This is a genomic window from Nonomuraea sp. NPDC003214, assembly GCF_053590035.1.
The window spans coordinates 959,444-980,957 of record NZ_JBSFSX010000001.1 but is presented as its reverse complement, the minus strand read 5'-3'; the positions used below and the strand labels follow the sequence as shown (position 1 = coordinate 980,957).

Sequence of the window (21,514 nt, the reverse complement as noted above, 5' to 3'; positions counted from 1 at the left end):
ATTTCGGGATATTGATGACTTCGTCGGTCTGCGGCTAGCCTGACCGAATCGAAGGGCGACATTCATGCAGAACGCCGAACTGGATACGGTCGATCTGGCGATCCTCGCCGAACTGCAGAGGGACGCGCGGCTGCCCAACAAGGATCTGGCCGCGCGGCTCGGCGTCGCGCCCTCCACCGCGCTCGAACGGGTCCGCTCGCTGCGCCGCCGGGGCATCATCACCGGGTTCCGCGCCTCGGTAGACACCGCCAGGCTCGGCCGCCCGCTCCAGGCGCTGCTCGCGCTGCGGGTGCGCCCGCACACCAGCCAGCTCGTGGACCCGTTGCGCTCGTTCGTGCTCGGCCTGCCGGAGACGATCACGCTCTTCCACGTGGCGGGCGCGGAGGACTTCCTGGTGCACGTGGCCGTGGCCGACGCCGATCACTTGCACCGGCTCTGCCTGGAACGGTTCCTGATCCGGCCGGAGATCGTCCACCTGCACACCACGCTGATCTTCAAGGCCGAGCATCAGCCGATCCAGCGGCCGTCCGATATGTAACATTCATCCCCATGACCCTCCGGATCACGACGCTGGCCGAGCGTCCCGAGTTCGCCGAGTCGCTGTGGAACATGGACAGCTCCTGGCAGGAGTTCGTGCTGAACGACCCCATCGCGGACCTCTACTACGGGATCTGCGTGCGCGCCTACCCGGACTACGTCCTGGTGGCCGACAGCGACGAGGAGCCGGGCCGGCTGGCGGCGCGGGGCTGCATGGTGCCGTTCGCGCTCGGCGAGTCCGACGAGCTGCCCGACGACGGCTGGGACGGCGTGATCCGGCGCGCCTGGCTGGGCCGCGAGCGCGGCACGACGCCCACCCGGATCTCCGCCCTGGAGATCACCGTCCGCAGCGACCTGCTCGGCACCGGCCTGTCCCCGCGCATGGTCGCCGCCATGCGCAGGCACGCCGCCGAACGCGGCTTCACCGAGCTCGTCGCCCCCGTCCGGCCCAACCGGAAGCACCTCGAACCGCACACCCCCATGTCCGAGTACGCCTTCCGCACCCGCCCCGACGGCCTCCCGTACGACGCCTGGCTGCGCGTCCACGTACGCGCCGGCGGGAAGATCGTCAAGGTGGCGCCGCGCTCGATGGTCGTCCCGGGCACGCTCGCCGAGTGGCGCGGCTGGACCGGCCTGCCGTTCGACCGCACCGGCGCGATCGAGGTCCCCGGCGCGCTGAGCCCGGTCCACTGCGTCGTGGAGCAGGACTACGCCGTCTACGTCGAGCCGAACGTCTGGGTCAGCCACCCATTGGGGTGAGTCCCGTACGGTCGCGCAGGCGCTCCTCGAAGCCCCGGACGTCCAGGCCCTTGGCGGCGGCCCACCCGTCGTCATGAAAAGTCGCCAGATGCCGCTTCTGGGCGTCGCCGAGCACCGACACCACCGTCCCGCTCTCACCCCGGCCGCGCATCCGCTCCGCCAGCTCCAGCGCCGCCCACAGCGCCGTGCCCGACGAACCGCCCACCGGCAGCCCGGTCACCTCGCGGATGAGCCGCGCCGCCGCCACGCTCGCCGCGTCGGGCACCGGGATGACCAGGTCGACGAGGTCGGGCCGGAACCCCGGCTCGATCCTGGGCCGCCCGATCCCCTCGATCCGCGACGGCATCCCGGTGGCGTAGTCGGGCACGTCCAGCGTCCATCCAGGGAAATAGGCGGAGTTCTCCGGATCCGCCACGGCCACCCGGGGCCCCTCGCCCCCGGCGCTCTCCCGGCGCACGCGGCCCAGCGTCGCCGACGTGGCTCCCGTCCCGGCCCCCACCACCACCCAGTCCGGACGTACCTGGGCGCACAGCTCGGTGGCGAGGTCATGCTCGGCGGCCCGCCCGAACTGGTCGAGGAAGTGCCCCGGCACCTCCCGCGCCACGTCGTAGATCGCCGCGGGCGGCGACACGAACCGGCACTCCCCGCCGAGCTCCTCCACCGGCCGTGCCCGCTCCTCCGACCGCTTCCCCGGCATGATCACCACGTACGGCAGCGCGAGCCGCCGGGCGAACCACGCCTGCGCCACGGCGGCGTTCCCGCCCGTGGCCTCCACCACGGTCGTCCCCCGGGTGATCAGCCCGTCGAGCACCCCCTGCCGGAACAGCGCCCGGGCATGCCGGTGCCGCAGGCTCCCGGTCGGCTGCGCGGACTCGTCCTTGAGCAGCAGGCGGACCCCCGGCGCCCCGGCGGGGAACTCGATCAGCGGTGTGGGCGGCCCCGCCTGCAACAGGTCGAGCGCCCGGACATCCCAGCTCACGTCCACCATGTGCCCCATCGGCGGATGTTCATCCGGCTTGTCCTCCCTTATCCTCCCGAGTCATGACCGAACTCCAGCCCAGACTCCGCGCGATCACCGATCTGATCATGGCCGAGGCCCGGGAGGCCGGCGGCAGGCACGAGTACGACGGCGCCGTCCAGGACCTGTCGCCCGAGGGCGTCCGCACCGGGCTGGCCCGCCTCGGCCAGGGCGACGCCCCCGCCGACCCGTACGACGCGCGGCACCTGGGCGTGTTCGAGGAGAGCCTGCGCGTCCAGCTCGGCGAGCTGGAGCTGCACCGCAAGAACCCGCTCGTCCACCTGTCCAACCTCGACCTGGCCTGCTACGACCGCGACTACGCCCCCGAGGCCGAACGCGCCGCCGCCAGGGCCGCCCACCTCGCGCTGTGGCCCGAGGCCGTCTCCCACGCGATCGCCTCCCTCGACCAGGTCAGCGCTCCCGTCGCCCGCTCCCTGCTCGGCGCCGTCAAGGGCCTGGCCGCCGGCGTCACCCACGAGGCCGCCCTGAAGGCCCACGCCGACCTGGTCGCGCACGTCGAGCGCGCCGCCGGGACCGGCGACCCCGACGCCGCGCTCGGCGGCCCCGCTCTGGCCCGCCTGATGGGCGCCGCCGAGGGCCTGGACGTGGACCTGGGCAAGCTCGCCGAGCGCGCCGACGCCGAACGCGACAGGCTGCTCGCCCGGCTCGCCGACGCCTGCGCCCGCCTCGGCCAGGCCGGCCGCCCGCCGCTCGACGTCGTACGCGAGCTCGTCAAGCAGCACCCCGACGCCGACGGCGTGATCGAGGCGGCCAGGATCGGCACCGAGAAGGCGATCGCGTTCACCCGCGAGAAGGACCTCGTGCCCTACCACGACGGCGAGTGCCTGGTCGGCCTCGCGCCCGAGTCGCGCCGGTGGGCGATGGCGATGATGTCGTGGAACGCCCCCGGCGAGCCCGCGGGCCCCTCCTGGTACCACATCACCCCGCCCGACCCGTCCTGGCCGGCCCGGGACGCGGAGGAGTGGCTGGAGGTCTTCAGCGACACCACGCTGCCCGCCATCAACGTGCACGAGGTCGCGCCCGGCCACTTCTCCCACGGCCTGGCCCTGCGCGCCGCCGGCTCCGACGTCAGGCGGCTGCTGCAGTCGCTGTCGTTCATCGAGGGCTGGGCCCACTACGCCGAGGAGCTCTGCGTCGAGGAGGGCTTCGAGGCCGAGGACCCGCGCTTCGAGATCGGCGTCTGGGTGGAGGCGCTCATCCGCGTCACCCGGCTCGCCTGCGCGATCGGCGTGCACACCGGCGCCATGACCGTGGAGGACGCCGCCGCGCGCTTCGAGGCCGACACCCACCTCGCCGGGCCCGCCGCGCTGTCGGAGGCCCGCCGCGCCTCGTTCGACCCGACCTACGGCCGCTATACCTGGGGCAAGCTGGTCATCCTCGACCTGCGCGAGCGGGCGCGGCAGGAGTGGGGCGCCGCCTTCACGCTGCAGCGCTTCCACAAGGCGATGTTCGATCTCGGCTCGCCGCCGCTGGGCCTCCTCGACGCCATTCTCTGAGGCCGGGGCCGATACACTGGGATTACCGCATTCGCCTTTGGGGGGTCTCTTTCGGTGTCTGAATTCGACACGGTACTGGTCGTCGACTTCGGCGCGCAGTACGCGCAGCTCATCGCGAGGCGGGTGCGCGAGTGCCACGTCTACTCCGAGGTCGTCCCGTCGACGATGCCGGTCGAGGAGATGCTGGCCAAGAAGCCCAAGGCCATCATCCTGTCCGGCGGCCCCTCCTCGGTCTACGCCGAGAACGCCCCGGCCGTCCCCCACGGCCTGTTCGACACCGGGGTGCCGACGTTCGGCATCTGCTACGGGTTCCAGGCCATGGCCCAGGCGCTCGGCGGCGAGGTCGCGCGCACCGGCGTGGCCGAGTACGGCGGCACCGCCCTCGACGTCCTCGACGAAGGCGTCATCTTCGCGGGCCTGCCGGCCACCCAGCAGGTGTGGATGTCCCACGGCGACAGCGTCGCGGCGGCCCCCGACGGCTTCGCCGTGACCGCCTCGACCGGCCAGACCCCGGTGGCCGCGTTCGAGAACCCCGAGCGCGGCCTCTACGGCGTCCAGTTCCACCCCGAGGTGCTCCACTCCGAGCACGGCCAGGCCGTGCTCAAGCACTTCCTCGACGCGGCGGGCTGCCGCCCCACCTGGACGATGCTGAACATCGTCGAAGACTCCGTCGAAGCCGTGCGACGGCAGGTGGGCGACGGCCGCGCCATCTGCGCCCTGTCCGGCGGCGTCGACTCCGCCGTGGCCGCCGCGCTCGTCCAGCGCGCCATCGGCGACCGCCTCACCTGCGTCTTCGTCGACCACGGCCTGCTGCGCAAGGGCGAGGCCGAGCAGGTCGAGCGCGACTTCGTCGCCGCCACCGGCGTCAACCTGCGCGTCGTCGACGCCGCCGACCGCTTCCTCAAGGCCCTTGAGGGCGTCAGCGACCCCGAGGAGAAGCGCAAGATCATCGGCCGCGAGTTCATCCGCGTCTTCGAGGACGAGCAGCGCGCCATCATGGCCGACGGCCCCGTCGAGTTCCTCGTCCAGGGCACCCTCTACCCCGACGTCGTCGAGTCCGGCGGCGGCACCGGCACCGCCAACATCAAGTCCCACCACAACGTCGGCGGACTGCCGGAAGACCTCCAGTTCACGCTCGTCGAGCCGCTGCGCACCCTGTTCAAGGACGAGGTCCGCCGCGCCGGCGAAGAGCTCGGCCTGCCGGCCGCGATGGTCTGGCGCCAGCCGTTCCCCGGCCCCGGCCTCGCCATCCGCATCGTCGGCGAAGTCACCCGCGACCGCCTCGACCTGCTGCGCGAGGCCGACGCCATCGCCCGCGAGGAGCTGTCGCGCGCCGGGCTCGACCGGGAGATCTGGCAGTGCCCGGTCGTCCTGCTCGCCGACGTCCGCTCGGTCGGCGTCCAGGGCGACGGCCGCACCTACGGCCACCCGGTCGTCCTGCGACCGGTCACCTCCGAGGACGCGATGACCGCCGACTGGGCCCGGGTCCCGTACGACGTGCTGTCGCGCATCTCGACGCGCATCACCAACGAGGTCCGCGAGGTCAACCGGGTCGTCGTCGACGTGACGAGCAAGCCCCCGGGCACCATCGAGTGGGAGTAGCCACCTCCCCCTGAAAGCCCCGTCCCCCGGGAGCCGGCAGGGCTCCCGGGGCTCGTCAGGTCGCCGGGGTGTTCACCGGAGTCGTTCCTCCAGGTGGACGGTGATGGTGTCGCCGGGCCCCTTGCCGAGCAGTTCGCGGAGGGCGGCCTTCACGGGCAGCTTGTGGGTGCCGTCGCCGAGGGCCATGAACGAGCTGCGGAACGGCTGCCCGTCGATGGTCCCGCGCACCTTGACGAGCCCGCGGGTGCCGAAGAACTCCGCTGACCCGGGCATCACGACGTACGTCCAGCCGCCCTCGTTCGGGCTCTTGAGCAGGGTGGCGGTGAATTCCTTGTCCAGGGTGGTCATCGGCCGGCCTCCTGTTCGACGATCTCGAGGCCGTTGCCGTCGGGGTCGCGCAGCGTGAACATGGCCGGGACGCCGGGCCAGCGCAGCAGCTCGCCCACGTCGGCGCCGTGCCCGGTCAGCTCCTGGTGCAGGGCGGCGGCGTCGGGGGTGGTGAGCCGGATGCCGGTCTCGACGCCGGGGGCGCCGCCGGGCAGGAGCGCGATGGTGGTCGCGGAGCCGGGCGGGGCCACTTCGATCCATCGGCCGCCGAGCTGCTCGACCGGCGCGTCCAGGCGCTTGTCCAGGCCGAGGGTGCCGACGTAGAAGTCCAGTGCTCGGTCCTGGTCGCTGACGGGGACGCCTACGGTGTGTATGCCGGTGATGCTCATGCGGGGCCTCCTGGCGTTGGGTTCGTCGGGTATGACTCGCGTGCCGGAGAAAACTCATCGTTCGCCGCTTCCTTCACAGCGAGATCATCCCCACATAAGAGGATCTTTCGCTCAGCCCCCGTGACCCTTATGCTGCAACTGACAAGAATCTTTACAATAACGTCACCTCACCGGATCACGGGGGACCCGCCATGACACCGGTCGTCGCAGTGCTGCACTCCGAAGACGTCGCCCTGGATTTCCTGTCCGTCCTGACCCGTCACGCCGCCGACGACGTCCACGTGCTGATCGGCACGCAGGCCGAGCACGTCGTCCTGCCGGGCGGAACCCCGCTCGCCGAACGGCTGGCGCTGCTCGCGCCGTACGTGGACCCGGGCCGCAACACCGCCCCGCTCCCCACCCCGGACATGGTCGCGGACCGGCTGCGCGAGCTGCCGGAGCCGCAGGTGTGGACGCACTCGCCCGCCGACCACCGGGCCCGCCGGGCCCGCTACGGCAGGAGCGTCGTCCAGGCCGCCGGGACCGCCGCCTGCGCGGTCGGCGACAACCCGCACCTCCAGCTCGTCGCCGAGCGCGCCGAGGCGCTGGCCGGGGCCGAGGTCGCGGCCAAGGTCGGCTTCGTCGTCGCGCACGCCGGGGCGCTGCTCAACAGCCGGGTGCCCGACCGGCTCGTCACCACCGAACGGGTGCCCGCCGTCGAGCGGTTCGCCCGCCTGGAGCGGGAGCCGGCCGACCGGCTGTACGCGCTGACCGCCAGCCTGAGCGACGACGCCGCCCAGGTGACCGACCCGTGGGAGTTCGAGACGTCCGCGTACGAGGTCGCCCGGCTGGACGCGACCGCCGCGTGGGTCGCCCGCTGGTGGTTCCCTGGCGACGGCCCCCTGGTTGAAGTCGGGCCCTGCGAGGGAGCGCTCTCCCGGCGGCTGGCGGACCAGGGCTACACCGTGCACGCCGCCGAGCCGAACCCCGTCTTCCGCGCCCGTCTGGAGACCGTGCCGGGCGTCCTGGCCACGCCCGACGGCCTGGAGGAGCTGGCCAAGGCCGGCCCGCCCGGCGCGTACCTGCTGAGCGAGATGCTCTACTACGGCCAGGACTTCGACCTGCTGCACCGGCTGCCCACGGACCTGCTGCTGATCTCGCTGGCCGCCGAGCGGCTCAACGACACCGTGTGGCCGTGGGTGCGCGAGCAGTCGGAGTGGACCGTCGCCGAACGCTGCGAGCTGGCCGCGCCCGCGCTGGAGTTCGTCTGCGACGGCCGCGCCTACCTGCGCAAACGCGGCAGCCGCGGGCTGGTCCTGACGCGGGGTGGGAGGCGGGCATGAGCTTCCGGACGCTGGTGGTCTCCCCGCACTTCGACGACGCCGCGCTGTCCGTCGCGGGCGTGCTGGCCACGCTGCCGCGACCGGCCGCGATCGTCACCGTCTTCGGCGGACCGGCCGCCGAGGAGGGCGACGACAAGGGCCCGTCGGCGTGGGACCGGCTGTGCGGGTTCACCTCGACGGGCGAGGCCGTACGCGAGCGGCGCGCGGAGGACGCCCGCGCCTGCGCGGCGCTCGGCGTGGAGCAGATCGCGCTCGACCACCCCGACGCGCCCGCCACGGGGACGTGGCTGGACGGCCTGGAAGACTGCCTGGCCGCGCACGCCGGGCCCGCCACCCAGGTCCTGCTGCCGATGGGGATCGGCAACAGCGCCCACCTCCAGGTCCGCGACCAGGCGCTGAAGACGCTGGCGAGCACCGGCGGCCCGGCCCCGTGGATCTACGCCGACCTGCCGTACGCGTCGATCGTGCGCGAGTGGGGCACCGGGGCGGCGTCGCGGGCGCTCACCGAGCACCCGCGCGCCGGCGCGCCGCTGCGCGCGCTGGAGTCGATCAGCCCGCACCGGGCCGAGCGGCTGGACGCGCAGGCGTGGGGCGCCAAACGGCGGGCCGTGCTCTGCTACGCCTCCCAGCTCGCGCCCCTGGCCAGCGAGTTCGGCGACATCCTGGCGGTGCCGGGCCCGCTCAACCACGAGCTGGTCTGGACCCTCAGCCCGACCGGCTGAACACGGCGACTCCCGGGACCGGACGGCCCCGGGAGTCAAGGTGAGACCGGTCAGAAGTCCGTCGTCACCGCCGCGCCCGAGAACGCCTTGGCCCCGTACAGGCTGACGTAGTGGTAGCCGGGCGCCGGGTTGACGACCGTCAGCGTGTGCGCGTTGCCCGCGCCCGTCGCCCGCTGCGTGTAGGACGACGTGGTGGCCCAGGAGCTGCCGCTGTAGTACAGGTCGGCGTCACCGGTGCCGCCCGACGAGGTGAGGGTCAGCCTCGCCGTGCCCGCCGGCACGTACAGGTACAGGTAGGCGTAGTTCCCCGCGGACGCCGACAGGCCGCTGCGCCGGCAGTCCTGGCCGAGCTGCCTCGGGTCGGCGCCGGTGCACTCCGCCGCCGCCGTGACCGTGACCTGCTTGCTCGTGGTGTCGGTGCGGCCGCCCTCGCCGGTGACGGTCAGGCTGACCGTGTACGTGCCCGCCGAGGCGTACGTGTGGGACGGGTTGGCCGACGTGGCCGAGCCGCCGTCGCCGAAGTCCCAGCGCCGGGCGGTGATCGTCCCGGTCGAGGTGTCGGTGAACGACGCCGTCAGCCCGCTCGCCGCGTACGTGAACCCCGCCGACGGCGTCGAGCCGCCGTTGCCGAGCGAGCCCAGCCAGGTGTTCCAGTCGGCGTCGTACCGGCTGCCGATCGTGCTGGTCAGGAACGTCCGCGCGGTGCTCCACGCGCCCGTCCGGTACGAGCCCAGCACGGTCGCCACGTCGGCCGGATGCCGCTCGAACATGTAGCGGACGGCCAGGTAGCCCCACCGGTACACGCGGGTCGAATCGTGCGAATAGGTGGTGTTCCACAGCGTCGACAGCCCGTACGTACGCTTGGCCGCCTCCGCGATCGCCGCGTCGTAGGCCAGGTTCCGGTACGAGTACGACACGTACTCGGCGAAGCCCTCGATCCACCAGATCGTCGGCGTGCTGACCCCGGCCGAGAAGTCGCCGTGCATGTTGAAGCGGCCGTCGAGGTAGTGGGTGTACTCGTGGTTGAGGTTCCAGATCTGGAAGTCGGGGCGCAGCCACTCGGCCTCGTAGGCGATGAACCTCGGCTGGTTGCCCGTCGCCGACGGGTCGCCCTCCAGGTACATGCCGCCGTTGTCGGTGTCGATGCCGAACATCGCGCCCGCGTACGTCTGGTAGTCGGCGCTGGAGTCGAACACCACGACCTCCAGCGTGGTGTTGCGGTCACCGGCGACCGGGCCGTTGTCACGCGCCACGTCGTGGAAGAACGCGTCCTGCCCGGCCAGGCTGGAGCAGCTGCCGTCGAGCTGCGCGGCCGTCATCTGCTGGGCGCGGATCCTGATGCTGGGGCTGCAGGCGTGGGTGACGGGCAGCACCTCGGCCGCCAGCCGCTCCTGCAGGTTGCAGACGCCGTAGTAGGAGCAGTTCGACCCGTCGTAGAAGTCGGCCATCTCGGCGACGCCGACCCACAGGGGAGCGGTGGCGCCGGTGATGGAGCTGCGCGTGAGCAGGTCGCGCGCCAGCGGCCGGACCGTGGCCCGCAGGTCGGCGTGCTGGAGGAACCGGGCCAGCTCGCGGCCCGCGTTCGAGGTCAGGTAGCCGTTGTCGGTGCCGAGCAGCGCCAGGTGGCGCGTCGCGAACGAGGTCAGCGTGTCGAGCACCCCGCGATCCGCCCGCACCGCCGCGACGAACGCCGGGAGCTGGTGCCCACGGAACAGCACGGTGTAGACGCTGTTGACCGCGTTCAGCATCGACCACGACCCGTCGTACGAGCTGTCGTAGTCGTTGAGCAGGCGCTCGACCACGTACAGGTAGCGGTCGTTCTCGGCGGCGCTGTCGATCAGCGTGACCGCCTCCGACAGCACGTCGCCGTTGGCGTCGCTGACCGTGCCCGATCGGGGGTTGCCGAAGAACGCGTCCAGACCGGCCTGGATGGCGGTCTTCAGCGTCTGGCCGTACGCGCCGACGTCGCCGGGGTAGTACCACTGGACGTAGTAGCCGGCCCGCAGGTAGAGCACGAGCTGGGCGGTGGCGGTGCTGTTGTCGCCGGGGTAGCTCGCGCCGCTGTCGCGCAGCGCGTACGCGACGCTGACCATCTGCGACTCGCGGAAGGCCAGGTTCGCGTCCCGGCCCGTCAGGCTGAACAGGGTGCCGACGCACTCGGTGGTGGACGCCTTGATCTGCTGGACGAGCGCGCTGCCGGTACGGCTGGTGAAGTCGCTCACCGAGCAGGCGGCGGCCTTGGCGGTCCTGGCGTCGGGGGCGGCGGGTTCGTCGTAGTCGCGCCGCAGCGCGTCCTTGGAGGCGGGGAGCGGGGCCCGGTCCTTGAGGGCCAGAGGCTCCTTGCGTACGTGGTCGTCGATCGTGGCCGCGGCAGCGGTCGCGGCGGGTGGCGGCTCGGCCGCGGCGGGTGGCGGCTCGGCCACGGCCGGAGCCGCGACCGCGAAGGGCACGAGCAGGGCGGTTAACAGGAGCAGCTTGCGCACACGAACCTCCGGGGGGTATCCGCATGGATGCGAGGTCGGTCCGAGTGTGAAAGTCATCGGTCGAAGTGGGTCATACACCCGGGCATAAGTGTTGCGTATGCCCTAATTTCTGGTCATGGACCTCGACCTCAGGCACCTCCGGATGGTCTGTGCGATCGCCGAGACGGGCAGCGTGACCCGAGCCGCCGCCCGCCTCGGCCTGTCGCAGCCCGCCATGACCAATCAGCTCAGGAAGGTCGAGGAGAGCGTCGGGGGAGAGCTCTTCGTCCGCAGCCACGCCGGTGTCGAGCCGACGCCGCTGGGCCGCCAGGTCATCGCGCGGGCCAGAATCGTACTGTCCGAAATCGACGCGCTCTTCGGCGACCTGCGCGACACCGGCGCCGCCACCGCCGGGCTCCAGCTCGGCTGCGTCCACCTGGCCTGCGTGGGCAGCGTCGTGGACCGGGTCACCGAGGCCCTGCCCGGCCGGCCCATCTCGCTGCGGATCGAGCCGTCCGCCGTCCTGCTCGCCGACGCCCTGGCCCACGGCAAGCTCGACGCCGCGCTCATGGGCATGATCGAGGGCTTCGACGTGCCGCTGACCGCGCCCGTCGTCACCCGGACGCTCGTCCCGCGCTACCCGATCTTCGTCGCGCTGTCGGCGGAGCACCCGCTGGCCTCGCAGCCCGAGATCGACCTCGCCGACCTCAGGAACGAGCGCTGGATCAGCCCGCCCGGCGCCGACGACGGCTCGCTGGCCGCGCTGCGCGCCTCCTGCCGCGCCGCCGGGTTCGAGCCCGACGTCCGCTACGACGCCCCCAGCGGCGCGGGCCGCCCCCTGGTCGCGGCCGGGCACGGCATCCGCCTGGTCGACCCCACCTGGCCCGAGCCCGAAGGCACGGTCGTCCGCCCGCTGGCCGGTGAGCCCCAGGTTGCCCGCCTCATCCTGGCCTGGCGCCGCGACCGGCTCAGCGCCACCGCCGCGGCCGCCGTCTACCGGGGCCTGGCCCGCGCCTTCGAGGATCACGTGGAGGACAACCCGGCCTTCACCCGCTGGTGGCGGTCCCACCCGGAGGTCCATCCCCTCCTCTGACCGATCTCGCCAAGAAGAGACGTATCGTCTCACCTGGGTGGGCGAGAGCCTGGCGCTGGCCGACCCCGTGCCCTCGTCGAGGCCACGCTGCGCGCCTTCGCCCCGGGTCAGGACGGGTAGCTGGCGCCCGGCTCCGGCTTCTTGCCGCGCAGCAGCGTCGGCACCGTGACCAGGTGGTAGCCGCGCTTCTTCAGCTCCTTGACGATCCCCGGCATGGCCTTGACCGTCGCCGGGACCGTGTCGTGCATGAGGATCACGCCGTCGCGCTTGGCCAGCCGGAGCACCGCGGCCTTGATCTTCCTGGCGTCGCGCAGGTCCCAGTCGAGGGTGGTGCCGGTCCACATCACCTGCGCCAGGTCGTGCTGGGAGGCCAGGTGGAGCACCCGGTCGTCGGTGTGCCCGTAGGGCGGCCGGAACATCGACGGCGCCCGGCCGGTGGCCTTCTCGATGGCCTCCTGGGTGGCGCCGAGCTCGTCGAGGACGTCGTCGTCGAACAGCGTCGGCAGCGACGGGTGCGAGTAGGTGTGGTTGCCGATCGCGTGACCCTCTCGGGCGGTGCGCCTGGCGATGGCCGGACGCTCCTCCACCTTGTTGCCGACCAGGAAGAACGTGGCCTTGACCCGTTCCTTCTTGAGCAGGTCGAGCAGGGCCGGCGTGGTCTTGCCCGGCCCGTCGTCGAACGTGAGCGCCAGGCACTTGACCCTGGCACAGTCGATCTTCGCCTGTGAGGCGCCGGCGGGGACGCCGGAGACCAGCAAGGAGACGGAGAGCAAGCCCTGGATCAGCACATGCTCCACTGTATCGCCGGGATCATCCGCCCAGCCGGGCCCGTAGGAACAGTGTTACGCCTTTGCATGATTTGACCGGAAGGTACCGTTCTGCGATCACGACCGCCGACAGCCCCGCGTTCACCAGGAACGGCAGCTTGCGCAGGTCGCTGCCCGTCGAGCCGCGCCGGTGCCGGGCGACCAGCGGGCGCAGCAGCACGTTCCAGCTCCACACCCGCTCCACCCTCAGCCCCGCCTTCTCCACGACGGTGGTCAGCGAGGCGCGGTCGTAGCGGCGCAGGTGCCCGACGGCGTCGTCGTGCTCCGACCACAGCGACATGTCGCACGGCACCGCGATCAGCGCGTGCCCGCCCGGCCGCAGCACCCGCGCCATCTGCTCGGTGACCAGGTAGTCCTCCTCGACGTGTTCGAGCACGTCGAACGCCGTCACCAGGTCGACGCTGGCCGACTCCACCGGAGGCCACCGGGCGTCGGCGACCATCGCCCGCAGCCCGCGCTGCCTGGCGACCTCCACCGCCTCCTCCGAGCAGTCGGTCGCGGTCGCGTCCCAGCCCTGCTCCACGAGCACGCGCGTGTTGCCGCCGCCCGCCGCGCCCAGGTCGAGCGCCCGCCCGGGACGGCCGTGGAGGGCCAGCCGCCGCAGCTCGGCGCGCAGGATCGCCCGCCGCTCCCGATACCACCAGTGGGTCTGCTCCAGCGCGACGAGCTGCCGGATCTCGGTGACGTCCACAATGCATCAACTCCGTGTGCGGGCGAAAACCCAGCGGTCGAGGGCGATGAAACGCAACAGGGTGAGCACGCCGTAGGTGGCGACGACCGCGGCGACCTCGAACAGCCGCCCCGCCGCCGGGGCCAGCCCGACCACCACCGCGGTGGTGACGGCGTAGTTCGACAGGAACACCGCCGCCGCCCGCAGATGCATCCCGGTACGCTTGCCGCCCCGCCTGCCGAACGTCCAGCGGCGATTGGCCTCGGTGTTGACCACCCCGGTGAGCACGAGCGCCGCCAGGTTGCACAGCGCGGGCTCCAGCACCTCCCTGAGCGGCAGGTAGAGCAGCGCGTACAGGACCGAGGTGAACGCCCCGACGGCGGCGAACTTGACCAGCTTGGCCACCTTCGGCTCGGCCACCACGGCGTCCGGGTGGACGGGCGCGAGCTCGGCGGGCCTGGCCACGTCGACGGTGGCCCGCCCGGTGGACATCGACCAGGTCAGCCGGGCCAGCCCCTTCAGGTCGGCCACGGCCGTGCGGACCACCCGGACCCGCGAGTCCAGGTCCTCCACCCAGTCGACCGGCACCTCGTGCACGCGCAGCCCGTTGTGCTCGGCGAGCAGGAGCAGCTCGGTGTCGAAGAACCAGGCGTCGTCCTCGACCCGGTCCATCAGCGGCCTGATCACGTCGGCCCGCGCCGCCTTGAACCCGCACTGCGCGTCGCTGAACCGGGCCCCGAAGCCCACCCGCAGCAGCGCGTTGTAGCCGCGCGAGATCACCTCCCGCTTGACCGAGCGGCGGGTGCGGGCGGTGTGCGCGAGCCGGGTGCCGATGGCGATCTCGGAGTGGCCGCTGGCCAGCGACGCCACCATCGGGAACAGTGCGCCGAGCCCGGTGGACAGGTCCACGTCCATGTACGCGACGATGTCGGCCGGACTGTCACGCCAGGCCGCCTTCAGCGCCGCGCCCCGCCCGGCGATCTCCAGCCGCCTGGCGTGCACCCGGCTGTGCCCCGAGGCGAGCGCCTGGGCGATCTGCCAGGTGGCGTCGGTGCTGCCGTTGTCCACGATCGTGATGCGCCACGGCATCGGGAAGGAGTCGTCCAGGAACGCGGTGAGCGTGCGCACGCAGCCGGGCAGCGCGCGTTCCTCGTTGTAGACGGGAATGACGATGTCGACGGTCGCGAGCCGGGCGGGCGCGTCGACGACGGTGCCTGCGCGCAAGCGCGTGTCCATGGGTTCCCCTCGTCGCTGGTCCTGGGGAAAATGGTGGGCGGGCGGAACGGGCCGGGCCGGTTGATTTCCGCGCACCGGGCACGGACCAGGCCAGGTCTTTACCCGCCGATCACCTCATAGACCGCGCAGTCCCCCTTGTGGAAACGCAACCGGGCGAACCTCCCGACATCCGGCGACTCCCGGACCCCCTCCACGAACAGCCACCTGACCCCGTATTTCTGGGCCAACCGCCCGATGGTGCGTTCCGACGGCGTCTGGAAGGCCGCGTCGTTCACCGCCAGCCGCAACGGATCGGCGAACCCGATCCGCAGATAGGACTCCCTCGTCTCGGGCGCCCGCCGGAGCGTGCTCATCGCGTACGCCCACCCCTCGACCAGCACCCGCCGCTCGCTGTAGCCCGACACCCAGTAGTGCCGGGCGTCGCAGTGCCGCCGCACGGTCGGCCGGCAGTGCAGGTTGGTGGCCACCACGTCGCCCGGCCCGGAGTGGTCGCGCAGCCACCGCGCCGCCTCCATGCCCCCTTCGGGCATCATCTGCCGGAACTGCCCGCCCGGCCCGACCTGCCGCACCGCCTTGACCGCCGCCGCCGGCACCGTGTAGCCGCACGCCAGCGCCGCCACCACCACCGCCGCGACCGGCCTGCGCCACAACGCCACCGCCGCCCCGGCGACGACCAGCACACCCCCCAGCACCACGTACGGCAGCGCGACGTCGGCGAGCCGCAGCTCCCGCGCCGGAATCTCGACGCCGAGCGTCTCCGCCACCAGCACCGCCAGCCCCGCCCCGGCGGCCAGCGCGCCCGCCGCGACCCGCCAGGCGCCGGGGAAGGCCCGCAGAAGCGCCCCGGCTCCCGCGACCGCCAGGATCGCCAGGTAGGGCTTCGCGCTGGTCAGGAAGTAGAGCTGGGAGGCGGCCGGATGCCCGAACACCAGCACGGCCCCCACCCCGGCGGCCCCGATGCCGCCGAGCAGCAACACCCCCGGGTCCCACCCCCGCCACAGCGCGAGCCCCGCGATGCCCGACCACACGCACGCCAGCGCGCCCACGTGGAGTCCCGCGAGCGCCAGCGCCTGCCCCAGGGGGAGCTGCGCCATCTCCGGGTCGCTCAGCTCGGCCGCCGCCCGCCACAGCCGCAGCATCGTGTCGAACGGCGTCACCGTCATGCCCTGGGTCCCGTGCGCGAACAGCACGAACTGCGCCACCAGCAGCCCGCCCACGGCCAGCCCCGAGGCGGCCAGCGCGGGCCGGTGCACCCGCCGGTCCACCAGCAGCCGCACCCCCAGCACCACCACCAGCCCGGCCACCAGCAGCGGCAGGTAGGTCGCCTTGGCCCCGGTGAGCGCGAGCAGCAGCACCCCCACGACCAGCCACCGCCCGCGCCCGTCGCGCAGGTAGGCGATCAGCGCGAGCACCACCGGCGCGAACAGCAACGCCCCGAACGTCTGCGTGGGGCTCAGCCAGGCGCTGAACGGCGACATCGCCGGGAACAGCTCCACGCTCCCGGCCGGCAGCGCCGGCGAGCAGGCCAGACAGGCGGCCACCACGGACGCCACCCCCGCCCAGGCCCGCCCGGCCAGCCGCCACCCGGTCACCCCGAGCAGCACCATCGTCGCCGCCAGCATGGGCAGCACGCTCAGCCGGTAGAGCAGCGTCTGCGGCTCGATCCCGGTCAGCCAGCTCGTCGCGGCCATCTCCGCGTAGACGAACCAGTGGTAGGACAGCGGCTCACCCAGCACCGACGGGAACTGCGGCGGCACGTGATGCCGGACCTCGCCGAGAAGCGCCAGGTGGTAGTGCATGTCGACGTAGGGGCCGGCGTTGCCCGGCCAGGTCAGCCCGTGCACCGCGTAGAACTGCCGGGCACTCCAGGCGAGCAGGTAGCCGACGACGCCCGACATGGCCCACGCCCACCACAGCGGCACCCGTACGCCCGAGCCGCGCCAGTGACGCCGCAGCTTCGGCACGGCCAGGAACGCCACGACGGTCAGCACCGGCCAGGCGGCCACCGCGAGCGGCGCCCCGAGCGCCCGCGCCGGCAGGTAGACCAGCACCTCGATCGCGTAGCCGAGCGCCAGCCCGGCGGCCAGGTCGGCGGGCAGCGACCCGCCCCCGGGACCCAGCGCCCGCCAGAGCAGCATCCCGGGCAGCATCACCCCGAGCCCGACGTAGCCGGCGAACGCGCCGAGGTCCTGCGGCGGCACGCCGTGGCGCCACAGCACCACCACGGCGGCCACGGCCACCAGCACCGCCGGCACCCACCCGTAGCCACGCCGCGCCCGCGCGGCAGGCAGCACCGGCACCCTGGACAGCGCGACCGTCATGGCGCCCTCAGTCCCCTCAGCCTCCTCAGCCCTTGAACCCGCTGGTCAGGCCGACACCATGACCAGCCGGGTGAACTCGGCGGCCAGATCGACGCCGTCCCACACCCGGTGGAAGCTCAGCGCGTCACCGAACGGCACCATCCGGTCGACCCCGCGCCCGGCCAGCACCTGGGCCAGCTCCATCAGCTCGTCCCTGGCGAACCCGAAGTGCGTCATCGTCTGGTCGCGCCGCCCCACCAGCGGCACCAGCTCGGTCAGCGTGCCGAGCCTGGCGTGGGCGAACGTGCCGGTGCCGAGCCAGCGGCGGGGGGCGGCCACGGCGGTCGACAGCGTGACGTTGGCCAGCGCGTTGCCGTGGAAGTCGATGGTCCCGGCCGACCCGTCGGCGGCCATGCCGTAGGTGGCGACCCGCTTCTCCACGGCCATCGCCGCGTCGACCGCCCAGCCCCGCTGGGAGACGGCCTGCGACAGGTGGGCGGTGAAGTCGGCGCGGGCGGCGTCGGACTCGTCGCGCGGCCCCACCCAGAAGACGGTCCGCGGCGAGGAGCAGGCGGCCTGGTCGAACCAGTAGGAGTCGTTGACGAACCCCTCGGCCATCGCCACCCGGGTGGCGGGCGGCGCGGCCAGCCAGGCCGACGAGCGCACGGCCGCGAACGACGAGCGGTCGGGGAAGGTCAGGTCGCGCGCGTGCGGGGCCAGCGGATGCTTGCGGATCTCGTCGACGGTCCGGTCGCCGCCCCAGATGACCCGAAGGTCGCAGCCCGAGGAGAGTGCGGCGGTGATGGAGTCGGAGCGGTCGTAGCAGACGATCCGCTGGGTCGCGGCCACCACGGGGTCGGCCCCCTCGAGCGACTCCAGCAGCGTTTCGACGATGGTCGAGGCGACCGTGCCGGCCCGGGGCGACAGGCGCACCACGTTGCGGTTGCCCATCAGCGCCGACAGCGCCCAGGAGTAGACGAACACGGTGTCGACGTTGGCGGGCGGGATGTGGAACACCAGGCCGCGCGGCACCCGTACGTGATCGCCGCGCAGGCCCTCGACGGTGCGCAGCAGCTCGCTGCGGCGCAGGAAGAAGCCGAGCGAGCCCAGCTCGGGATGGCGGCGCGACAGCGTGGGCCGCAGCAGGCGGCGGCCGAACCCGGTGAGGAAGTCGCGCACCCGCTCGTCGCCCACGGCCAGGCCGCCGCCCGCGGTGATCTGGTCGAGCAGGGTGCCGACCGGGACCGGCGGGCCGTCGGGGAACCTCACGTCGAGCATTACGCGGCCGCCTGCCCGTAGGTGTCGCTGCACCCGCGCGCCTCGGCCCGGGGCAGCCGGCCCAGCACCGAGAAGCGCTTGCCGGGCCACACGCCGTCGTCGACGCCGTGGACCACGCCCAGGTCCTCGGTCAGCAGCACGTGGCCGGGATAGGAGGTCGGCAGCGTGCTCACCACCTCGATCAGCCCCGGCACCCCCGGCGGCGCCTCCTGCCAGGTGTCGGGGTCGCGGATCACCACGTCGGCGAAGTCGGGGCAGTAGAGGCCGCCGCCGTCGGGGCCTTCGAGGAAGACCGTGCCGATCTGCTCGACCATGCCGTAGAAGTTGTGGACACGGCGCAGCCCGCACTCCTCGGCCAGGCGCCTGCGGAACTCCTGGTTGTCGACCGACTGCTCGGCCAGCTTCTTCCAGCCGCCGGAGTGGACGAGCACGCCCTGCGACAGGTCCATGCCGAGCTCGCGCAGGTGGAGCCAGGCCAGGTAGGTGAAGCCGAAGATCAGGTAGGGCTCGGCGCCGTGCCTGGCCAGGAAGCCCTTGACCGCCTCGGCGTCGAGCTCGCCCCGCTCGTCGAGGGCGAAGGTGTGGTCCCGGCCGAAGTTCATCATGCCGAGGACGCCCGCGCCCCGGGCGCTCAGCGCCGGGTCGCGCACCACCGCGCGGCTGTCGACGATCAGCATGGGCAGCCGCCGCTCGCCCAGCACCGCCCGCAGCGTCGCCGCGAGCATGCGCGGCTGGGCCGCGGCGGCCTCCCGGTCGAGGTAGACGCGGCTGGGCCGCTGCCCGGTCGTGCCGCTGGAGGTCAGCACCCGGAACACCTGGTCCTCGGGAACGCTGCGCAGCTCGTGGGTCTTGAACAGCCGCACCGGCAGCCACGGCAGCGCCGCCACCCGGTCGTAGGGCGGCCTGGCGCCGATCGCGTCGAGGATGCGCCGGTAAGGAGGGCAGGCCAGGCGGTGCCGCTCGGTGAGCGCGGTCAGCTCGGGCAGCAGCGCGGCCTCACGCTCGGCTGCCGACAGGGTGAAGACGGTCACGTCCGGGCCTCCAGGGCGCGGTAGTCGATCTTGCCGGTGGTGAGCAGCGGCAGCCGGTCGACGCCGCGCACGTCGAAGCCGCTCCAGTGCAGCCGCAGCTCGGTGCCGAGCCGCCGGGCCAGCGTCGAGCAGCCCTTGGCGTCGACGCCCTCGGCCCACACCGTGACCCGGTCGTCGCCGCCGGTGGCCGCGATCGGGCCGCAGTCGCGCAGCAGCCGCTCCACGTCGTCGAGGTTGACCCGCACGCCGAAAATCTTGGCGATGCGCTTGACCCGGCCGGTGAGGTGCAGGAACCCCTCCTCGTCGAGGTGGCCCAGGTCGCCGGTGCGCAGCACGCCGCCCAGCTCGTCGCCCTTGGCCAGGTCGGCGGCCTCGTCGGCGTAGCCCATCATCACGTTGGGGCCGTGGTAGACGACCTCGCCGTCGACGATCTCCAGCCGGCCGCCGGGCACCGCGACCCCCGCCGAGCCCGGCTTGCCGGCCAGCCGGTCGGGCGGCAGCACCGCGATCCGGGCCGTCGCCTCGGTCTGGCCGTACATGACGTAGAGGGTCGTGGGCAGGGCGGCGAACTCGGTGACCAGGTCGGGACGGAGCCGGCCGCCCGCCTGGGTGAGCGTGGTGAGCGACGGGTGGTCGGCGGGGTCGAAGCGGAGCCTGCGCAGCATCTCGTACTGGTAGGGCACCGCGGCCAGCGAGGTGCAGCGGTGCTCGTCGAGCGAGGCCCAGAAGGAGCGTTCGAGCAGCCCGGCGTCGGTCAGCAGGACGCTTGCGCCGGCCACCAGGTGGCTGTTGAGCACCGACAGGCCGTAGCTGTAGTGCAGCGGCAGGCTGGTGGGCGCGATCTCGGCGGGCCCGATGGCCAGCGCCTCGGCGATGGCCCGCGCGTTGGCGAGCACGGCGGCGCGCGAGAGCCGCACCAGCTTGGGGCTGCCGGTCGAGCCGGAGGTCGCCAGCAGCACGGCCAGGTCGGGATGGGTCGGGCTGCCCGCGCTGCGTGCCGTCGCGCCGTGCGGCGCGTGGGCGAAGCCGAGCAGGGCCGCGGGCTTGAACCGGCCCGCGAGCTCGGCCAGCGCGGCGGCGGGCAGGTCGGGGTCGAGCAGCGCCACCGCCCGCCGGGCCCGCCAGGCGGCCAGGTAGCGCACCACCGAGGGCAGGTCGTTGCGCATGCCGCAGAAGATCGGACCGGCCGGCAGCCCGTCCAGGGTGGCGGCGGCGCGCTCGACGCGGGAGGCGAGGGCGTCGCCGCCGAGACCGCCCGGCTCCTCGTCGGAGACGAGCCGCGCGCCCGGGTGCGGGAGATCAACCATGACTTACGGCACCAGCCCGCCGTCGACGCCGATGACCTGCCCGGTGATGAAGCAGGCGTCGCTGGAGAGCAGGAAGGCGGCCAGCGCGGCCACGTCGTCGGCGGTGCCCAGGCGGCCGAGCGGCGTGGCGGCCACGGTGGCGGCGCTCGCCTCGGCGTCGAGCGTGGACAGCATCGCGGTCTGGATGTAGCCGGGAGTGACGGCGTTGACCCGGATGCCCGCCGGGCCGAGCTCCTTGGCCGCGGCCTTGGCCAGGCCCAGCAGGGACGCCTTGGTGGCGGAGTAGACCGCCTGGCCGGGGCCGCCGTCGCGGCCCATGACCGAGGAGACCAGCACGACCGACGGGCTGATCCCCCGGCGCAGCAGCCGGACCGCGCCCTGAAGGGTGTGGACCGCGCCCACCGCGTTGACCGCGAACAGGTCGCGGACCCCGGCGCTGGGCAGCATGCCGAGCAGGGCCGCGGCGTGGACGCCCGCGTTGATCACCAATCCGTCGAGGCGGCCGTGACGCTGGTGGATCTCGCGCATCATCGCGGAGATCGCGGTGGGGTCGGACACGTCGCCGTGGACGCCGCCGACCCGGCCGCCGGTGAGCGCGGCCAGCTCGCCCGCCGCCTTGGCGGTGCGGGCCTGGTCGCGGCCGTGGACGACGACCTCGCGGTGGGTGGTGGCCAGCCGCGTGGCGATGGCCCGGCCGATGCCCGAGGTGGAGCCGGTGACCAGGACGACGCGGGGGTCAGCGGGCCGCTGCGCCGATGCCATGCTTCTCCAGGAGCGCCGCCGCCTTGGCGAACGAGCTCATGTCGATCATCTCGTCGGTGTCGATCGTGACGGCGAACTCGTCCTCCATCGCCGCGATCAGCGACATGTGGGCCAGGGAGTCCCACTGGGGGATGGCGCGGTATTCGAGGCCGTCGACGTCGGCGGCGGCCGGGAGGTTAAGCGAGCTGCGGAAGACCTCACGCAGCCGGTCGAGATGACTCATGCTTCACTCACTCTCTGTCTTCAAGCCAGAACTGAGTGTAGCGGTGATCCCCGTTCTACAGAAACCAAGCACCCGTCGCGAGTAATGGAAGCGTATAACTCCGAGTGGCCCGCGCCTGGGGCTGGGAATGTC

20 protein-coding genes are annotated in these 21,514 nt (G+C 73.0%); 7 read left to right on the top strand and 13 right to left on the bottom strand.

Annotation, left to right across the window (positions count from 1 at the left end; genetic code table 11):
• Positions 1-64: 64 nt before the first annotated feature.
• Entirely contained in the window at positions 65-538 is a 474-nt protein-coding gene (locus ACWDXC_RS04510; protein WP_219500543.1) for an Lrp/AsnC family transcriptional regulator, read from the top strand.
• Positions 539-549: 11 nt separating this feature from the next.
• Complete coding sequence (locus tag ACWDXC_RS04505) at positions 550-1,296, top strand: N-acetyltransferase (RefSeq protein ID WP_449977993.1); 747 nt, start codon at positions 550-552, stop codon at positions 1,294-1,296.
• Here ACWDXC_RS04505 and ACWDXC_RS04500 read toward each other — a convergent pair.
• The gene (locus ACWDXC_RS04500) at positions 1,277-2,293 is read right to left on the bottom strand and encodes a PLP-dependent cysteine synthase family protein (RefSeq protein ID WP_449977991.1); all 1,017 of its coding nucleotides are present in this window, start codon (positions 2,291-2,293) and stop codon (positions 1,277-1,279) included. The two genes, ACWDXC_RS04505 and ACWDXC_RS04500, sit on opposite strands and share 20 nt — an antisense overlap.
• Positions 2,294-2,337: 44 nt before the next feature.
• On the opposite strand from ACWDXC_RS04500, the gene ACWDXC_RS04495 reads away from it, so the two are divergent.
• The gene (locus ACWDXC_RS04495) at positions 2,338-3,831 is read left to right on the top strand and encodes a DUF885 family protein (protein ID WP_449977988.1); all 1,494 of its coding nucleotides are present in this window, start codon (positions 2,338-2,340) and stop codon (positions 3,829-3,831) included.
• 54 nt (positions 3,832-3,885) lie between these two features.
• Positions 3,886-5,433 (top strand): glutamine-hydrolyzing GMP synthase, encoded by a 1,548-nt coding sequence (guaA, locus tag ACWDXC_RS04490; RefSeq protein ID WP_449977986.1) that lies wholly within the window; start codon positions 3,886-3,888, stop codon positions 5,431-5,433.
• Positions 5,434-5,505: 72 nt separating this feature from the next.
• Here the strand turns inward: guaA and ACWDXC_RS04485 are convergent, their stop codons facing one another.
• Both ACWDXC_RS04485 and ACWDXC_RS04480 read right to left on the bottom strand, forming a co-directional pair.
• A complete protein-coding gene (locus ACWDXC_RS04485) occupies positions 5,506-5,781 on the bottom strand; it encodes a DUF1905 domain-containing protein (RefSeq protein WP_219500551.1) in 276 nt (91 codons plus the stop codon).
• The gene (locus ACWDXC_RS04480; RefSeq protein ID WP_357591341.1) at positions 5,778-6,149 is read right to left on the bottom strand and encodes a VOC family protein; all 372 of its coding nucleotides are present in this window, start codon (positions 6,147-6,149) and stop codon (positions 5,778-5,780) included. The genes ACWDXC_RS04485 and ACWDXC_RS04480 overlap by 4 nt, the downstream gene beginning before the upstream one ends.
• Before the next feature lie 191 nt (positions 6,150-6,340).
• On the opposite strand from ACWDXC_RS04480, the gene ACWDXC_RS04475 reads away from it, so the two are divergent.
• Together ACWDXC_RS04475 and ACWDXC_RS04470 are read left to right on the top strand one after the other, a co-directional pair.
• Entirely contained in the window at positions 6,341-7,471 is a 1,131-nt protein-coding gene (locus tag ACWDXC_RS04475) for a hypothetical protein (protein ID WP_449977981.1), read from the top strand.
• Complete coding sequence (locus ACWDXC_RS04470) at positions 7,468-8,193, top strand: PIG-L deacetylase family protein (protein ID WP_449977979.1); 726 nt, start codon at positions 7,468-7,470, stop codon at positions 8,191-8,193. The genes ACWDXC_RS04475 and ACWDXC_RS04470 overlap by 4 nt, the downstream gene beginning before the upstream one ends.
• 50 nt (positions 8,194-8,243) lie before the next feature.
• Here the strand turns inward: ACWDXC_RS04470 and ACWDXC_RS04465 are convergent, their stop codons facing one another.
• Positions 8,244-10,676, bottom strand: coding sequence for a collagenase (locus ACWDXC_RS04465; protein ID WP_449977976.1), 2,433 nt, complete (start codon positions 10,674-10,676; stop codon positions 8,244-8,246).
• 115 nt (positions 10,677-10,791) lie between these two features.
• Between ACWDXC_RS04465 and ACWDXC_RS04460 the strand changes: the two genes are divergently transcribed.
• Positions 10,792-11,748 carry a LysR family transcriptional regulator gene (locus ACWDXC_RS04460; protein WP_364173639.1) on the top strand — a complete coding sequence of 319 codons (957 nt, stop codon included), beginning with the start codon at positions 10,792-10,794 and terminating at the stop codon, positions 11,746-11,748.
• 107 nt (positions 11,749-11,855) lie between these two features.
• Here ACWDXC_RS04460 and ACWDXC_RS04455 read toward each other — a convergent pair whose 3' ends face one another.
• From ACWDXC_RS04455 to ACWDXC_RS04415, 9 genes are all read right to left on the bottom strand, one after another.
• Complete coding sequence (locus ACWDXC_RS04455) at positions 11,856-12,536, bottom strand: polysaccharide deacetylase family protein (protein WP_449977973.1); 681 nt, start codon at positions 12,534-12,536, stop codon at positions 11,856-11,858.
• A 22-nt stretch (positions 12,537-12,558) separates the two neighbouring features.
• A complete protein-coding gene (locus ACWDXC_RS04450) occupies positions 12,559-13,266 on the bottom strand; it encodes a class I SAM-dependent methyltransferase (RefSeq protein ID WP_449977970.1) in 708 nt (235 codons plus the stop codon).
• A 6-nt stretch (positions 13,267-13,272) separates the two neighbouring features.
• A complete protein-coding gene (locus ACWDXC_RS04445; protein WP_449977968.1) occupies positions 13,273-14,481 on the bottom strand; it encodes a glycosyltransferase in 1,209 nt (402 codons plus the stop codon).
• Positions 14,482-14,579: 98 nt separating this feature from the next.
• A complete protein-coding gene (locus ACWDXC_RS04440) occupies positions 14,580-16,802 on the bottom strand; it encodes a hypothetical protein (RefSeq protein WP_449977965.1) in 2,223 nt (740 codons plus the stop codon).
• Positions 16,803-16,847: 45 nt separating this feature from the next.
• A complete protein-coding gene (locus ACWDXC_RS04435; RefSeq protein ID WP_449977963.1) occupies positions 16,848-18,059 on the bottom strand; it encodes an acyl-CoA reductase in 1,212 nt (403 codons plus the stop codon).
• Entirely contained in the window at positions 18,059-19,090 is a 1,032-nt protein-coding gene (locus ACWDXC_RS04430; protein WP_364173621.1) for a LuxE/PaaK family acyltransferase, read from the bottom strand. Before ACWDXC_RS04430 ends, ACWDXC_RS04435 begins: the two co-directional genes overlap by 1 nt.
• On the bottom strand, positions 19,087-20,397 hold the full coding sequence (locus tag ACWDXC_RS04425; RefSeq protein ID WP_449977961.1) for an AMP-binding protein: 1,311 nt from the start codon (positions 20,395-20,397) through the stop codon (positions 19,087-19,089). Before ACWDXC_RS04425 ends, ACWDXC_RS04430 begins: the two co-directional genes overlap by 4 nt.
• Positions 20,398-20,400: 3 nt before the next feature.
• Positions 20,401-21,159: an SDR family NAD(P)-dependent oxidoreductase gene (locus ACWDXC_RS04420; protein WP_364173618.1), complete on the bottom strand. Its 759-nt coding sequence runs from the start codon at positions 21,157-21,159 to the stop codon at positions 20,401-20,403.
• Entirely contained in the window at positions 21,134-21,382 is a 249-nt protein-coding gene (locus tag ACWDXC_RS04415; RefSeq protein WP_219500578.1) for an acyl carrier protein, read from the bottom strand. Before ACWDXC_RS04415 ends, ACWDXC_RS04420 begins: the two co-directional genes overlap by 26 nt.
• Positions 21,383-21,514: the final 132 nt, after the last annotated feature.

What these genes read in the sequence shown, in the direction of transcription:
- ACWDXC_RS04475 (WP_449977981.1), top strand. Translation starts at nt 6,341, where the DNA reads ATGACACCGGTCGTCGCAGTGCTGCACTCCGAAGACGTCGCCCTGGAT.
- ACWDXC_RS04440 (WP_449977965.1), bottom strand. Translation starts at nt 16,802, where the DNA reads ATGACGGTCGCGCTGTCCAGGGTGCCGGTGCTGCCTGCCGCGCGGGCG.
- ACWDXC_RS04460 (WP_364173639.1), top strand. Translation starts at nt 10,792, where the DNA reads ATGGACCTCGACCTCAGGCACCTCCGGATGGTCTGTGCGATCGCCGAG.
- ACWDXC_RS04435 (WP_449977963.1), bottom strand. Translation starts at nt 18,059, where the DNA reads ATGCTCGACGTGAGGTTCCCCGACGGCCCGCCGGTCCCGGTCGGCACC.
- ACWDXC_RS04495 (WP_449977988.1), top strand. Translation starts at nt 2,338, where the DNA reads ATGACCGAACTCCAGCCCAGACTCCGCGCGATCACCGATCTGATCATG.
- ACWDXC_RS04425 (WP_449977961.1), bottom strand. Translation starts at nt 20,397, where the DNA reads ATGGTTGATCTCCCGCACCCGGGCGCGCGGCTCGTCTCCGACGAGGAG.
- ACWDXC_RS04445 (WP_449977968.1), bottom strand. Translation starts at nt 14,481, where the DNA reads ATGGACACGCGCTTGCGCGCAGGCACCGTCGTCGACGCGCCCGCCCGG.
- ACWDXC_RS04470 (WP_449977979.1), top strand. Translation starts at nt 7,468, where the DNA reads ATGAGCTTCCGGACGCTGGTGGTCTCCCCGCACTTCGACGACGCCGCG.
- ACWDXC_RS04485 (WP_219500551.1), bottom strand. Translation starts at nt 5,781, where the DNA reads ATGACCACCCTGGACAAGGAATTCACCGCCACCCTGCTCAAGAGCCCG.
- ACWDXC_RS04480 (WP_357591341.1), bottom strand. Translation starts at nt 6,149, where the DNA reads ATGAGCATCACCGGCATACACACCGTAGGCGTCCCCGTCAGCGACCAG.
- ACWDXC_RS04510 (WP_219500543.1), top strand. Translation starts at nt 65, where the DNA reads ATGCAGAACGCCGAACTGGATACGGTCGATCTGGCGATCCTCGCCGAA.
- ACWDXC_RS04420 (WP_364173618.1), bottom strand. Translation starts at nt 21,159, where the DNA reads ATGGCATCGGCGCAGCGGCCCGCTGACCCCCGCGTCGTCCTGGTCACC.
- ACWDXC_RS04415 (WP_219500578.1), bottom strand. Translation starts at nt 21,382, where the DNA reads ATGAGTCATCTCGACCGGCTGCGTGAGGTCTTCCGCAGCTCGCTTAAC.
- ACWDXC_RS04500 (WP_449977991.1), bottom strand. Translation starts at nt 2,293, where the DNA reads ATGGGGCACATGGTGGACGTGAGCTGGGATGTCCGGGCGCTCGACCTG.
- ACWDXC_RS04505 (WP_449977993.1), top strand. Translation starts at nt 550, where the DNA reads ATGACCCTCCGGATCACGACGCTGGCCGAGCGTCCCGAGTTCGCCGAG.